Annotated in this window: 11 protein-coding genes; 2 read left to right on the top strand and 9 right to left on the bottom strand. The window is 63.6% G+C overall.

What is annotated here, in order from left to right; all coding sequences use genetic code 11:
- Nucleotides 1-95: 95 nt before the first annotated feature.
- A complete protein-coding gene (locus DN388_RS17515; protein ID WP_255001386.1) occupies nt 96-1,073 on the top strand; it encodes an NADPH:quinone oxidoreductase family protein in 978 nt (325 codons plus the stop codon).
- 61 nt (nt 1,074-1,134) lie between these two features.
- On the opposite strand, the gene DN388_RS17510 is transcribed toward DN388_RS17515, so the two are convergent.
- The 7 genes from DN388_RS17510 to trxA form a co-directional block, all read right to left on the bottom strand.
- Nucleotides 1,135-1,665 (bottom strand): CbrC family protein, encoded by a 531-nt coding sequence (locus DN388_RS17510; RefSeq protein ID WP_043863396.1) that lies wholly within the window; start codon nt 1,663-1,665, stop codon nt 1,135-1,137.
- 11 nt (nt 1,666-1,676) lie between these two features.
- Nucleotides 1,677-2,318, bottom strand: coding sequence for an energy transducer TonB (locus DN388_RS17505; protein ID WP_116052406.1), 642 nt, complete (start codon nt 2,316-2,318; stop codon nt 1,677-1,679).
- A gap of 51 nt (nt 2,319-2,369) precedes the next feature.
- The gene (locus DN388_RS17500; protein WP_043863394.1) at nt 2,370-3,020 is read right to left on the bottom strand and encodes a gamma-glutamylcyclotransferase; all 651 of its coding nucleotides are present in this window, start codon (nt 3,018-3,020) and stop codon (nt 2,370-2,372) included.
- 276 nt (nt 3,021-3,296) lie between these two features.
- Nucleotides 3,297-4,265 carry a CDP-6-deoxy-delta-3,4-glucoseen reductase gene (locus tag DN388_RS17495; RefSeq protein ID WP_255001384.1) on the bottom strand — a complete coding sequence of 323 codons (969 nt, stop codon included), beginning with the start codon at nt 4,263-4,265 and terminating at the stop codon, nt 3,297-3,299.
- Nucleotides 4,265-5,731: a 4-hydroxy-3-polyprenylbenzoate decarboxylase gene (gene ubiD / locus DN388_RS17490; protein WP_255001383.1), complete on the bottom strand. Its 1,467-nt coding sequence runs from the start codon at nt 5,729-5,731 to the stop codon at nt 4,265-4,267. Before ubiD ends, DN388_RS17495 begins: the two co-directional genes overlap by 1 nt.
- 125 nt (nt 5,732-5,856) lie before the next feature.
- Nucleotides 5,857-7,116 (bottom strand): transcription termination factor Rho, encoded by a 1,260-nt coding sequence (gene rho, locus DN388_RS17485; RefSeq protein ID WP_043863391.1) that lies wholly within the window; start codon nt 7,114-7,116, stop codon nt 5,857-5,859.
- 230 nt (nt 7,117-7,346) lie between these two features.
- On the bottom strand, nt 7,347-7,676 hold the full coding sequence (gene trxA / locus DN388_RS17480) for a thioredoxin TrxA (protein WP_043863390.1): 330 nt from the start codon (nt 7,674-7,676) through the stop codon (nt 7,347-7,349).
- 240 nt (nt 7,677-7,916) lie between these two features.
- Here trxA and ppx point away from each other — a divergent pair, with 240 nt between their 5' ends.
- Entirely contained in the window at nt 7,917-9,419 is a 1,503-nt protein-coding gene (ppx, locus tag DN388_RS17475; RefSeq protein ID WP_043863389.1) for an exopolyphosphatase, read from the top strand.
- On the opposite strand, the gene ppk1 is transcribed toward ppx, so the two are convergent.
- Nucleotides 9,406-11,640, bottom strand: coding sequence for a polyphosphate kinase 1 (gene ppk1 / locus DN388_RS17470; RefSeq protein ID WP_043863388.1), 2,235 nt, complete (start codon nt 11,638-11,640; stop codon nt 9,406-9,408). The genes ppx and ppk1 overlap by 14 nt on opposite strands.
- A gap of 19 nt (nt 11,641-11,659) precedes the next feature.
- Nucleotides 11,660-12,670 carry a porphobilinogen synthase gene (hemB, locus tag DN388_RS17465; RefSeq protein ID WP_043863387.1) on the bottom strand — a complete coding sequence of 337 codons (1,011 nt, stop codon included), beginning with the start codon at nt 12,668-12,670 and terminating at the stop codon, nt 11,660-11,662.
- Nucleotides 12,671-12,735: the final 65 nt, after the last annotated feature.

The raw sequence follows: 12,735 nt of genomic DNA, 5'->3' as shown, positions 1-12,735 counted from the left end.
GGCTTATGCCGGCTTATCAGGCCGGGGCATGCTCGTTGACCCGACACCCTGCCCACCTACACTTATCGGCCACCACCCGCAAAGGAATAGCCCTGATGAAAGCCGTGTTGTGCAAAGCCCATGGTCCGGCCAGCGACCTGGTCCTCGAAGAGGTCGCCAGCCCCGTGCCCAAACGCAATGAAGTGCTGGTGCAGGTGCATGCGGCGGGGGTCAACTTTCCCGACACCCTGATCATCCAGGGCAAGTACCAATTCCAGCCGCCACTGCCGTTCTCGCCGGGTGGCGAAGCAGCAGGGGTAGTGCTGGAGGTGGGCGAAAAGGCCGGGCCGTTGAAGGTGGGCGACCGGGTGATGGCGCTGACCGGCTGGGGCAGCTTTGCCGAGCAGATTGCGGTGCCGGGCTACAACGTGATGCCGATCCCGGCGCACATGGACTTCGCCACGGCTGCCGCATTCGGCATGACCTACGGCACCTCGATGTACGCGCTCACCCAGCGCGGGCAGTTGCAAGCCGGGGAAACCCTGCTGGTGCTGGGCGCGTCGGGCGGGGTCGGGCTGGCGGCGGTGGAGATCGGCAAGGCCCTGGGCGCGCGGGTGATCGCAGCGGCCAGCAGCGCCGACAAACTGGCCGTGGCCAAGGCTGCCGGTGCCGATGAGCTGATCAACTACAGCGAAAGCGGCCTCAAGGAGGAAATCAAGCGCCTGACCGGTGGCCAGGGCGTGGACGTGGTTTTCGACCCGGTGGGCGGCGAGCTGTTCGAACAGGCGGTGCGCGGGCTGGCGTGGAACGGACGGATGCTGGTGGTGGGGTTCGCCAGCGGGCAGATCCCGCAGTTGGCGGTGAACCTGACGCTGCTCAAGGGCGCGGCGGTACTGGGGGTGTTCTGGGGTGCGTTCGCGCAGCGCCAGCCGGCGGATAACGCCGCGAACTTCAAGCAGCTGTTTGCGTGGCATGCCGAGGGCAAGCTGAAACCACTGGTATCACAGACCTACCCACTGGCCGATGCCGGGGCTGCAATCGAGCAGTTGGCGGGGCGCAAGGCGGTGGGCAAGCTGGTGGTGTCTGTGCGATAGCCAAGCCCGCTCCCGCACTGCCCTGTGGGAGCGGACTTGACCCGCGATAGAGGCGTGAACGTCAGCTCATGTCCCAGGCCAGCAGCACCTGCTTGCACCCACGGCACACGAACTTGTAGAACCCGGTATCCCCGCCCGGCGCATACCCCACCGCGGCCCACGACCAGTCCTCCACGGTCATGCCGTTGTACTCGGCCCAGTGCTCCCGGGTCGCCGGCGTGGCCTCACTGATGTCCTCGGCGCTGGCGTCCCCGTGGAACTCGCAGGCGTCACCGCAATGGTGCATCCACTGGCTGTCCTGCCATGTGGGATAGCCCGGCGTGCGATAGGCGATCTCGTCGAGCACCTCAGGCTTTATGCCCGCCTCCCCCATCGCATACACATCATGGAAACTGCCGTCGTAGCGCCTGGCCGCCGAACCATCGGCGATGCACCACGGGCAGATATCGCCCTCGAGTGTGTGCGCGGTGTACAGCGTGCCGTCATACAAGTAACCACGCGCCTGCCCGCAGCACACGCAAGCCTCGCTGCTGGCCACGATGTAATGAACCTTGCCGGGGTAATAGGTAAAGACCGGAAGTGGTGTTGTCATGGCATTCCTTCTCACAGCTGCTTGAGCGCAAGGTCACGCAGTTGCTGCGGCCAGGCGTCGATGAACATCAGGTCGGGCTGCCCGGCGCAGCGCCGCTCGATAGACGGCAGCGCTGCCTCGAACGCCTGCTGCGCCTGCTTGAACTGCAGCAGGGTGGGCGATGCGGGTGACGTCCTGGCCAGCAGGCCGATGGACGTGGCCACGCTGTCCATCTGCCACAGCGGCTGATGCGAGCGGATCTGACGGTAGGTGGCCAGGTAGTAACTGAACAGCTTGCACTGCAGCTGCGGCAACGCGGCCTGGGCATCCAGGGTCATCGCCATGGACTGCTCATCCATGCGAAAGAGCAGGCTCTGCACCACATCGGTTTTCACCGGCTCGCCCGCGGCCACCGTCCAGGGTTCGAACCGCACCTTTGCGATGGCCGCTTCTGCAGACGCACTGAACAACGCATGATCACTGTGCTTGACGGTTACATGGCTGACCGAGCCATCGCGCGAATCGACCTGGTAGCCGATGCGCACAGCGCCCTCCAGGCCCACCAGCCTCATGGCCCTCGGGTACACCGGGGCCGGGGGCTGCGCGAACGTGGGCACATGCTCGGCCTGCACGGCGCAGCACCAGCACAACAGTATTCCAAGCCAGCGTTTCATCCCTGATTCCCAACACGTCCATTGATAAGGGGCGCGATGGTACCGCAGGCTTCACGCCTTGTCCGCCGAATGACAACGCTTGAAGCGTGCCTCCAGGTTGCGGTCGGGCATGGCATGGGTGCGCAGCGCCGAAAGGGTCTGCTCGACATAGTCGCGGGTGGTGCCGTAGCGACCCTTGGCGCTGGCCAGGATATGGCTGAGCAAGGTGTCGGGCAGGTTGCCGGCATAGCACGGCAAGTGCCGCTCCAGCACGAAGCCCAGTGCCTGCACCTTGCTGCCGTCCTCGAGGCGGCAGTTGAGCCAGTGCGGACGGTACGCCGGGTACGGCATCTCGCGCTGCCACAGCGCCAGCAATGAATCCTCCAGGCGCTCTTCGGGCAGCCGATAGGCAAAGCCGCTGCACGAGCCACCACGGTCCAGGCCGAACACCAGCCCCGGGCACTCCGGAGTGCCGCGGTGCTCGTGGGACCACAGGTACAGGCCGCGATGATAGCCATGCACGCGTGCGCGCCGGCGCTCGGCCGCGCTGCATTCCGGTCGCCAGATCAGCGAGCCATAGGCAAACAGCCAGACCGGGCCGCCCTGATGGCGGGACATGGTGTGATCAACCGATTGTCGAAGTTGCTCGTGGGTCAGTTGCTGACCGAAGTCGAGCACCGGAGGGTACGCCAAACTCGAGGGTGCAGTTTCAATTGCCGACATGATCGCCGCCAGAATTCCTCGTGAACTACTGAAGTGGCCCACTGTAAAGTCATTGCACTAACAATACATCGACCGTACGGCAGATGGCCGCTCGAATACAAGCCCCCGTTGCAAACAAAGCCCCCGGCACCGGGGCTTTCAGGCCTGCTGTTTCAAGTGTAGTAATAGTTTTTGGCGGTGCTTGCAATAATTAACGCGGCCAGCACTTATAACCAACGAGTTACAATCGGGTTATTTGAATCGGCGCGTTATTGCAACGCGCCGTTATTACCTAAGTTAGCCGCGCGGGGCATAAGCGAATACATCGGCGCGCATCTGGTGTGCGTCCATGCCAGCGTCCACCAGGGCATCGAGGGTGGCGTAGATCATGGTGGGCGAGCCACTGGCATACACGTGCACGCCCGCAAGGTCGGCAATGTCTTCGCACACGGCCTCGTGCAGCAGCCCGCAGCGCCCCTGCCAGCCGCACAGATCGCTCACTACCTTGTGCAGGAACAGGTTGGGCAGCGTTGACCACTCGTCCCAGTGCTCGATCTGATAGAAGTCTTCCGGGCGGCGCACTCCCCAGTACAGGTGCACCGGGTGCTTGAAGCCGCTGGCCCGGCAATGTTCGATCAGGCTGTGCATCTGCGCCATGCCGGTACCGGCAGCAATCAGTACCAGCGGCCCGTCCGGCAGTTCGGCCAGGTGCGTGTCGCCAAACGGCAGCTCCACGCGCGCCATGCGGTTGCGCTGCAACTGTGCGATCAGTTCCAGTGCACTGCTCTCGCGGGCCAGCACGTGCAGTTCCAGGTCACGCCCGCTGTGTGGCGCCGAGGCCAGCGAGAACGCGGCCTTGTCGCCAGCTTCGCGCTCGATCATCAGGTACTGCCCGGCATGGTAGCGCGGCGGCTTGCCGGCCGGCGCGCGCAGACGCACGCGCCACACGTCGCCGCCCACCTCGACACATTCGCTCAACTGGCAGGCCAGCTTGCGCACCGGCAGCTCGCCCAGGGCCAACACGCCATCCCACAGCAACACGCAATCCTCCAGCGGCTCGGCGATGCAGGTGTACAGCTCGCCATGGTCCTTCACCTCGCCATCCTGGCGCACACGGCCTTCCACCAGCAGTGCCGCGCACACATGGCAATTGCCATTGCGGCAGCTCTGCGGGCAGTCATAGCCCAGACGACGGGCCCCATCCAGTATGCGCTCACCAGGGTTCAGTGCCAGCACCGCCCCGGAGGGCTGCAAGGTAACCTGCATCAGTCTATTCCCAACTGTGTCCACAGCTCATCGATGCGTCGGGTGACGGCCTCGTCCTTGACGATGACACGCCCCCACTCGCGGGTGGTTTCGCCCGGCCACTTGTGGGTGGCATCCAGGCCCATCTTCGAGCCCAGGCCGGAAACCGGCGAGGCGAAGTCCAGGTAGTCGATCGGTGTGTTGTCGATCATCACGGTATCGCGCATGGGGTCCATGCGCGTGGTGATGGCCCAGATCACGTCGTTCCAGTCCCGCGCGTTGATGTCGTCGTCGGTGACGATCACGAACTTGGTGTACATGAACTGGCGCAGGAACGACCACACCCCCAGCATCACGCGCTTGGCGTGCCCTGGGTACTGTTTTTTCATGGTGACCACCGCCATGCGGTACGAGCAGCCTTCAGGCGGCAGGTAGAAGTCGGTGATCTCGGGGAACTGCTTCTGCAGGATCGGCACGAACACTTCGTTCAGCGCCACGCCCAGAATCGCCGGCTCGTCAGGCGGACGCCCGGTGTAGGTGCTGTGATAGATCGGCTTGGTGCGGTGGGTGATGCGCTCCACGGTGAACACCGGGAAGCTGTCGACCTCGTTGTAGTAGCCGGTGTGATCGCCATACGGGCCTTCGGGCGCCATCTCGCCGGGGTGGATCACGCCTTCGAGGATGATCTCGGCGGTGGCGGGCACCTGCAGGTCATTGCCGCGGCACTTGACCAGCTCGGTACGGTTGCCGCGCAGCAGGCCGGCGAAGGCGTACTCGGACAGGCTGTCGGGCACCGGGGTCACCGCGCCGAGGATGGTCGCCGGGTCGGCGCCCAGTGCGACGGCCACCGGGAACGGCTGGCCAGGGTGCTTCTCGCACCACTCGCGGTAGTCCAGCGCGCCGCCACGGTGGCTCAACCAGCGCATGATGACCTTGTTGCGGGCGATGACCTGCTGGCGATAAATACCCAGGTTCTGGCGGTCCTTGTTCGGACCTCGGGTCACGGTCAGGCCCCAGGTGATCAGCGGCGCCACGTCGCCCGGCCAGCAGTGCTGGATCGGCAGCGCGCCAAGATCGACGTCGTCCCCCTCGATCACCACGTCGTGGCAGGGCGCATCCTTGACCACCTTGGGCGCCATCGAGATGACCTTCTTGAAGATCGGCAGCTTCGACCAGGCGTCCTTCAGCCCCTTGGGCGGCTCGGGCTCCTTGAGGAAGGCCAGCAGCTTGCCGATCTCGCGCAGTTCGCTGACCGACTCGGCGCCCATGCCCATGGCCACGCGCTCCGGGGTGCCGAACAGGTTGCCCAGCACCGGAATGTCGTAACCGGTAGGGTTCTCGAACAGCAACGCCGGGCCCTTGGCACGCAGGGTGCGGTCGCAGACCTCGGTCATTTCCAGGATCGGGGAGATGGGGACCTGAATGCGCTTGAGTTCGCCGCGCTGTTCCAGGCCGCGGATAAAGTCGCGCAAATCGCGATACTGCATGCGGGAGCCTCGTGTTCGCCGTAGCGGTCGGGGTGCAAAGTGTAGCGCCGAACCCCGCCCGCCAGAATAGACAATGTACAGATAGCAAAAAGCCGGGTTTCCCCGGCTCTTGCGTACCGCCCGTGTTACTTGCGCTTCATCGACAGGAAGAACTCGTCGTTGGTCTTGGTCTGCTTGAGCTTGTCGACCAGGAACTCGATGGCGGCGATCTCGTCCATCGGGTGCAGCAGCTTGCGCAGGATCCACATGCGCTGCAGCTCGTCGTCGGCGGTCAGCAGCTCTTCGCGACGGGTACCCGAACGGTTGATGTTGATGGCCGGGAACACGCGCTTCTCGGCAATGCGACGGTCCAGGGGCAGTTCCATGTTGCCGGTACCCTTGAACTCTTCGTAGATCACTTCGTCCATCTTCGAGCCGGTCTCGACCAGCGCGGTGGCGATGATGGTCAGCGAACCGCCTTCCTCGATGTTACGTGCAGCACCGAAGAAACGCTTCGGCTTCTCCAGGGCGTGGGCGTCGACACCACCGGTCAGCACCTTGCCGGAGCTCGGGATCACGGTGTTGTAGGCACGGGCCAGACGAGTGATCGAGTCGAGCAGGATGACCACGTCCTTCTTGTGCTCGACCAGGCGCTTGGCCTTCTCGATGACCATCTCGGCCACTTGCACGTGACGGGTTGGCGGCTCGTCGAAGGTGGAGGCGACCACTTCGCCGCGCACGGTGCGCTGCATCTCGGTCACTTCTTCCGGGCGCTCGTCGATCAGCAGCACGATCAGGTGGCACTCGGGGTTGTTGCGGGTGATGTTGGCCGCGATGTTCTGCAGCATGATGGTCTTGCCCGCTTTCGGCGGGGCGACGATCAGGCCGCGCTGGCCCTTGCCGATCGGCGCGCACAGGTCGATGACGCGACCGGTGAGGTCCTCGGTGGAACCGTTGCCGGCTTCCATCTTCAGGCGCTTGTTCGGGAACAACGGCGTCAGGTTTTCGAAGAGGATCTTGTTCTTCGCGTTTTCCGGACGGTCGTAGTTGATGGTGTCGACCTTGAGCAGCGCGAAGTAGCGCTCGCCTTCTTTGGGCGGGCGGATCTTGCCGACGATGGTGTCACCGGTACGCAGGTTGAAGCGACGAATCTGGCTGGGCGAGACATAGATGTCGTCCGGGCCGGCCAGGTACGAAGCGTCAGCCGAACGCAGGAAGCCGAAACCGTCCTGGAGAATCTCCAGCACGCCGTCACCGGAGATTTCCTCGCCGCTTTTCGCGTGCTTTTTCAACAGGGAGAAAATCACGTCCTGCTTGCGCGAACGGGCCATATTTTCTATGCCCATCTGTTCGGCCAATTCGAGCAGATCGGTAATCGGCTTTTGCTTGAGTTCAGTCAGATTCATAAGGGGAATGACGTAATCATGTAAGAAGGGGGAATTAAGCTTCTGGCTTAATGAAGCCGCGCCGCAGAGAAGGCGACAGGATCGCGTACTAATTCGAATTGAGGTGCGTCGGCGACGGCGTGCAGGGGGCACTGAAAGAAACAGTGCGAGGCCGAATGTATCACTTGCATTTTCTGGCGTCTAGTCACCAGACAGAGAAAAGCCCCGACGAATGCGGGGCTTTTTTCGACTCAGATATTGGCGTCGAGGAACGCCTGCAGCTGAGACTTGGACAATGCGCCGACCTTGGTCGCCTCGACATTGCCGTTCTTGAACAGCATCAGCGTCGGGATGCCACGCACGCCGTGCTTGGCTGGGGTTTCCTGGTTTTCGTCGATGTTCAGCTTGGCGACGGTCAGTTTGCCCTCGTAGGTAGCGGCGATGTCGTCCAGAACCGGAGCGATCATTTTGCATGGGCCGCACCATTCAGCCCAGTAGTCGACCAGCACCGGACCTTCAGCCTTGAGCACGTCGGCTTCGAAGGTGGCGTCGGTGACGTGTTTGATAAGATCGCTGCTCATGGAAGTCTCCAAGGTCGTAAGCAAAAAAACGTGGCCCATCATAGCCGCCATCGCCGTAGACAGGAAGCCACGCGCGATTGACTGTAACTATAGTTGTGCGAGACGTTGCATATCGACTGTCACACAAAAGTCATAAAAAAGACCCGCAACTGCGTCAGGTCAAGCCTTGCCACACTGCGCGTTGGCGTCGGCGGCGGATCGTGGCACGATTGCCGGGTTATCGACCGAGAACCCATCACCATGCCGCAAAACCCAGCCAAGAATCTGTCCCTGATAGCCGCCATCGACCTGGGCTCCAACAGTTTTCACATGGTCGTGGCCAAGGCCCACCACAACGACATTCGCATCCTGGAGCGGTTGGGGGAAAAGGTTCAGCTGGCCGCCGGCATCGACGAAGAGCGCCAGCTCAGCGAAGAGTCCATGCAACGCGGGCTCGACTGCCTCAAGCGCTTCGCCCAGCTGATCAACGGCATGCCTGACGGCGCGGTGCGCATCGTCGGCACCAACGCCTTGCGCGAAGCGCGCAACCGCGGCGAATTCATCCGCCGCGCCGAAGCCATTCTCGGACACCCGGTGGAGGTGATTTCCGGCCGTGAAGAAGCACGCCTGATCTACCTGGGCGTCTCCCATACCCTGGCCGACACCCCTGGCAAGCGCCTGGTGGCCGACATCGGCGGCGGCAGTACCGAATTCATCATCGGCCAGCGCTTCGAGCCCCTGCTACGCGAAAGCCTGCAGATGGGCTGCGTGAGCTTCACCCAGCGTTACTTTCGCGACGGCAAGATCACCCCGGCGCGCTATGCCCAGGCCTACACCGCCGCGCGCCTGGAGCTGATGAGCATCGAGAATGCCCTGCACCGCCTGACCTGGGATGAAGCCATCGGCTCCTCGGGCACCATCCGCGCCATCGGCCTGGCCCTGAAGGCCGGCGGCATGGGCAACGGCGAGGTCAACGCCGAAGGTCTGGCCTGGCTCAAACGCAAACTGTTCAAGCTGGGCGATACCGACAAGATCGACTTCGAAGGGGTCAAGCCCGACCGGCGCACCATCTTCCCGGCGGGCCTGGCGATCCTGGAGGCGATCTTCGACGCGCTGGAACTGCAACGCATGGACCACTGCGAAGGTGCCCTGCGCGAAGGCGTACTGTACGACCTGCTGGGCCGCCACCACCACGAAGACGTGCGCGAACGCACCCTGACCTCGCTGATGGAGCGCTACCACGTCGACCAGGGGCAGGCGGCACGGGTCGAGCGCAAGGCGCTGCATGCCTTCGACCAGGTGGCCAAGGCGTGGGATCTTGAAGACGGGATCTGGCGCGAACTGCTGGGCTGGGCGGCCAAGGTGCACGAAGTGGGGCTGGACATCGCCCACTATCATTACCACAAGCACGGCGCCTACCTGATCGAGCACTCCGACCTGGCCGGCTTCTCCCGTGAAGACCAACAGATGCTGGCACTGCTGGTGCGCGGGCACCGGCGCAACATCCCCAAGGACAAGTTCGCCGAATTCGGCGACGACGGCGTGAAGCTGATTCGTCTGTGCGTGCTGCTGCGCTTCGCGATCCTGTTCCACCACATCCGCGGCACCCAGCAGATGCCGACGGTCAAGCTGCATGCCGCCGGCCAGAGCCTGGATGTGGAGTTCCCGGCCGGCTGGCTGGAACAGAACCAGCTGACCCAGGCCGATTTCGGCCTGGAAGCCGAATGGCTGGCCCGGGTCGGCTTTACCCTCAGCGTACGATAAGCACCGGGTTGCTCAGGCGCTCGAGCAGAGTGGCCTGGGCACTGCGCGGGTTCTGGTTGCCGGTCGGCGTGCTGCGCACATAGCGGCCGTCCGACTGCAGCAGCCACGCGTGGGTGTTGTCGGTCAAGTACCCCTCCAGCTCCTTCTTCACCCGCAGGATCAGCTTCTTGCCCTCCACCGGGAAGCAGGTCTCGACACGCTTGTCGAGGTTGCGCTCCATCCAGTCGGCACTGGAAAGGAACATCTGCTCTTCCCCGCCATTGAGGAAGTAGAACGCCCGGGTGTGTTCCAGGAAACGCCCGATGATCGAGCGCACGTGGATATTGTGCGAAACGCCCGGAATGCCCGGACGCAGGCAGCACATGCCACGCACCACCAGGTCGATGCGCACGCCCGACTGGCTGGCCTTGTACAACGCCTTGATGATCTTGGGGTCGGTCAGCGAGTTGAACTTGGCGATGATGTGCGCCGGCTTGCCTTCCAGGGCGAACTGGGTCTCGCGCGCGATCATGTCGAGCATGCCCTTCTTGAGGGTGAACGGCGCGTGCAGCAGCTTCTTCATGCGCAGGGTCTTGCCCATGCCGATCAGCTGGCTGAACAGCTTGCCGACGTCCTCGCACAAGGCGTCGTCGGAGGTCAGCAGGCTGTAGTCGGTGTACAGGCGGGCGTTGCCGGCGTGGTAGTTGCCGGTACCCAGGTGCGCATAACGCACGATCTCGCCGGCCTCGCGCCGCAGAATCAGCATCATCTTGGCGTGGGTCTTGAACCCGACCACGCCATAGATCACCACCGCACCCGCCGCTTGCAGGCGGCTGGCCATCTGCAGGTTGGACTCTTCGTCGAAACGCGCGCGCAGTTCGATCACTGCGGTGACCTCCTTGCCGTTACGCGCCGCATCCACCAGCGCGTCGACGATCTCGGAGTTGGCGCCGCTGCGGTACAGGGTCTGGCGCACGGCCAGCACGTGCGGGTCTTTCGCCGCCTGACGCAGCAGGTCGACCACCGGGGTGAACGACTCGAAGGGGTGCATCAGCAGGATGTCCTGCTTGCTGATGACACTGAAAATGTTCTCGCTGTTCTGCAACAGCTTGGGAATCGCCGGAGTGAACGGCGTGTACTGCAGCTCCGGGTGGCTGTCCAGGCTGGTGATGCTGAACAGGCGCGTGAGGTTGACCGGGCCATTGACCTGATACACCTCGTGCTCGCTCAGGCTGAACTGCTTGAGCAGGTAATCGGACAGGTGCTTGGGACAGGTATCGGCCACTTCCAGGCGCACCGCATCGCCATAGCGACGCGAGAACAGCTCGCCACGCAGGGCACGGGCCAGGTCTTCGACGTCCTCGGAGTCCAGCGCCAGGTCGGCGTTGCGGGTCAGACGGAACTGGTAGCAGCCCTTGACCTTCATGCCCTGGAACAGGTCGTCGGCGTGCGCATGGATCATCGACGACAGGAACACGTAGTTGTCGCCGGGGCCACCGACGTCTTCCGGCACCTTGATCACCCGCGGCAGCAGACGCGGCGCCGGAATGATCGCCAGGCCCGAATCACGGCCGAACGCATCGATGCCTTCGAGCTCGACGATGAAGTTCAGGCTCTTGTTCACCAGCAGCGGGAACGGGTGGGTCGGGTCCAGGCCGATCGGGGTAATGATCGGTGCGATCTCGTCGCGGAAGTAGCGGCGCACCCAGGTCTTGAGCTTGGTGGTCCAGTGACGCCGGCGGATGAAGCGAATCTGGTGCTTTTCCAGCTCCGGCAGCAGCACGTCGTTGAGGATCGCGTACTGGCGGTCCACTTCGCTGTGCACCAGCTCGCTGATGCGCGCCAGCGCCTGGTGCGGCTGCAGGCCGTCGGCGCCGGCCTGCTCGCGAGCGAAGGTGATCTGCTTCTTCAGGCCCGCCACACGAATTTCGAAGAACTCATCCAGGTTGCTGGAAAAGATCAGCAGGAACTTCAGTCGCTCCAGCAGCGGGTAGGACTCGTCCAGCGCCTGCTCCAGCACGCGGATGTTGAACTGCAGCTGGGACAATTCGCGATGGATGTACAGGCTGCTGTCGTCCAGGCCCGGCACGGCAATCGCCGGCACCGCCGGGGCCGGAGCCACCACGGGCGCCTCGGCTTCGACCACCGGCGCGGGCTCGAGGTCCGGCGGGGTTTCGACCAGTTGCTCGGGCACCGGCTGGGCATCCTTCACTTCGACTTCGGTAAGTGCTTCGTTATTCATCTAGCGTTCCTGAAGGGCGTTACTGCCCTCTCATCAATTGTGCGGCGCGAACAGCGAAATAGGTCAGGATGCCGTCGGCGCCCGCCCGTTTGAAAGCGGTGAGGGATTCGAGGATAACCCCTTCCGAGAGCCAGCCGTTCTGGATCGCGGCCATGTGCATCGCGTACTCGCCACTGACCTGGTAGACGAAGGTCGGCACCTTGAACTCGTCCTTGACCCGCGCAAGGATATCCAGATACGGCATGCCTGGCTTGACCATTACCATGTCGGCGCCTTCGGACAGGTCGGCGGCCACTTCATGCAGGGCCTCGTTGGTGTTGGCCGGGTCCATCTGGTACGAGGCCTTGTTGGCCTTGCCCAGGTTCAGCGCCGAGCCGACCGCGTCGCGGAACGGGCCGTAGTAGGCGCTGGCATACTTGGCCGAGTAGGCCATGATGCGCACGTTGACATGACCGGCCAGCTCCAGGGCTTCACGGATCGCCTGGATCCGCCCGTCCATCATGTCCGACGGGGCCACCACCTGGGCGCCGGCCTCGGCATGCGACAGCGCCTGGCGCACCAGGGCGTCGACGGTGATGTCGTTCTGGACGTAGCCTTCCTCGTCGAGGATACCGTCCTGGCCGTGGGTGGTGAACGGGTCCAGTGCCACGTCGGTGATCACCCCCAGCTCCGGGAAGCGGTCGCGCAGGGCGCGGGTGGCGCGCTGGGCAATACCGTCCGGGTTGTAGGCTTCGGCGCCATCCAGCGACTTCCTGTCCAGCGGGGTCACCGGGAACAGGGCCAGGGCCGGAATACCCAGCTTCACCCACTCCTCGGCGGCCTGCAGCAGCAGGTCGATGCTCAGGCGCTCCACGCCGGGCATCGAGGCGACTTCCTCGCGACGGTTTTCGCCGTCCAGCACGAACACCGGCAGGATCAGGTCGTCAACAGTCAGTGTGGTTTCGCGCACCAGGCGACGGGAAAAGTCGTCACGGCGGTTGCGACGCAGGCGAGTGGCAGGAAACAAACGGTTAGCGGGGGTAAAGCTCACGGCAGACTCCTGAGCCCGCGCAGGCGGGCGAGCGCGACAGTTATAAGCAGCCATTATGACGCCCG

It is taken from the genome of Pseudomonas sp. S12(2018) (assembly GCF_024355235.1).
In the GTDB taxonomy this organism is placed as follows: Bacteria; Pseudomonadota; Gammaproteobacteria; order Pseudomonadales; family Pseudomonadaceae; genus Aquipseudomonas; species Aquipseudomonas palmensis.
Note: the sequence above shows the minus strand (reverse complement) of the source record. Positions and strands in the feature narration are given on the sequence as shown.

Coding starts and splice junctions, on each gene's coding strand:
- DN388_RS17515 (WP_255001386.1), top strand. CDS start 96: ATGAAAGCCGTGTTGTGCAAAGCCCATGGTCCGGCCAGCGACCTGGTC.
- DN388_RS17510 (WP_043863396.1), bottom strand. CDS start 1,665: ATGACAACACCACTTCCGGTCTTTACCTATTACCCCGGCAAGGTTCAT.
- DN388_RS17505 (WP_116052406.1), bottom strand. CDS start 2,318: ATGAAACGCTGGCTTGGAATACTGTTGTGCTGGTGCTGCGCCGTGCAG.
- DN388_RS17500 (WP_043863394.1), bottom strand. CDS start 3,020: ATGTCGGCAATTGAAACTGCACCCTCGAGTTTGGCGTACCCTCCGGTG.
- DN388_RS17495 (WP_255001384.1), bottom strand. CDS start 4,265: ATGCAGGTTACCTTGCAGCCCTCCGGGGCGGTGCTGGCACTGAACCCT.
- ubiD (WP_255001383.1), bottom strand. CDS start 5,731: ATGCAGTATCGCGATTTGCGCGACTTTATCCGCGGCCTGGAACAGCGC.
- rho (WP_043863391.1), bottom strand. CDS start 7,116: ATGAATCTGACTGAACTCAAGCAAAAGCCGATTACCGATCTGCTCGAA.
- trxA (WP_043863390.1), bottom strand. CDS start 7,676: ATGAGCAGCGATCTTATCAAACACGTCACCGACGCCACCTTCGAAGCC.
- ppx (WP_043863389.1), top strand. CDS start 7,917: ATGCCGCAAAACCCAGCCAAGAATCTGTCCCTGATAGCCGCCATCGAC.
- ppk1 (WP_043863388.1), bottom strand. CDS start 11,640: ATGAATAACGAAGCACTTACCGAAGTCGAAGTGAAGGATGCCCAGCCG.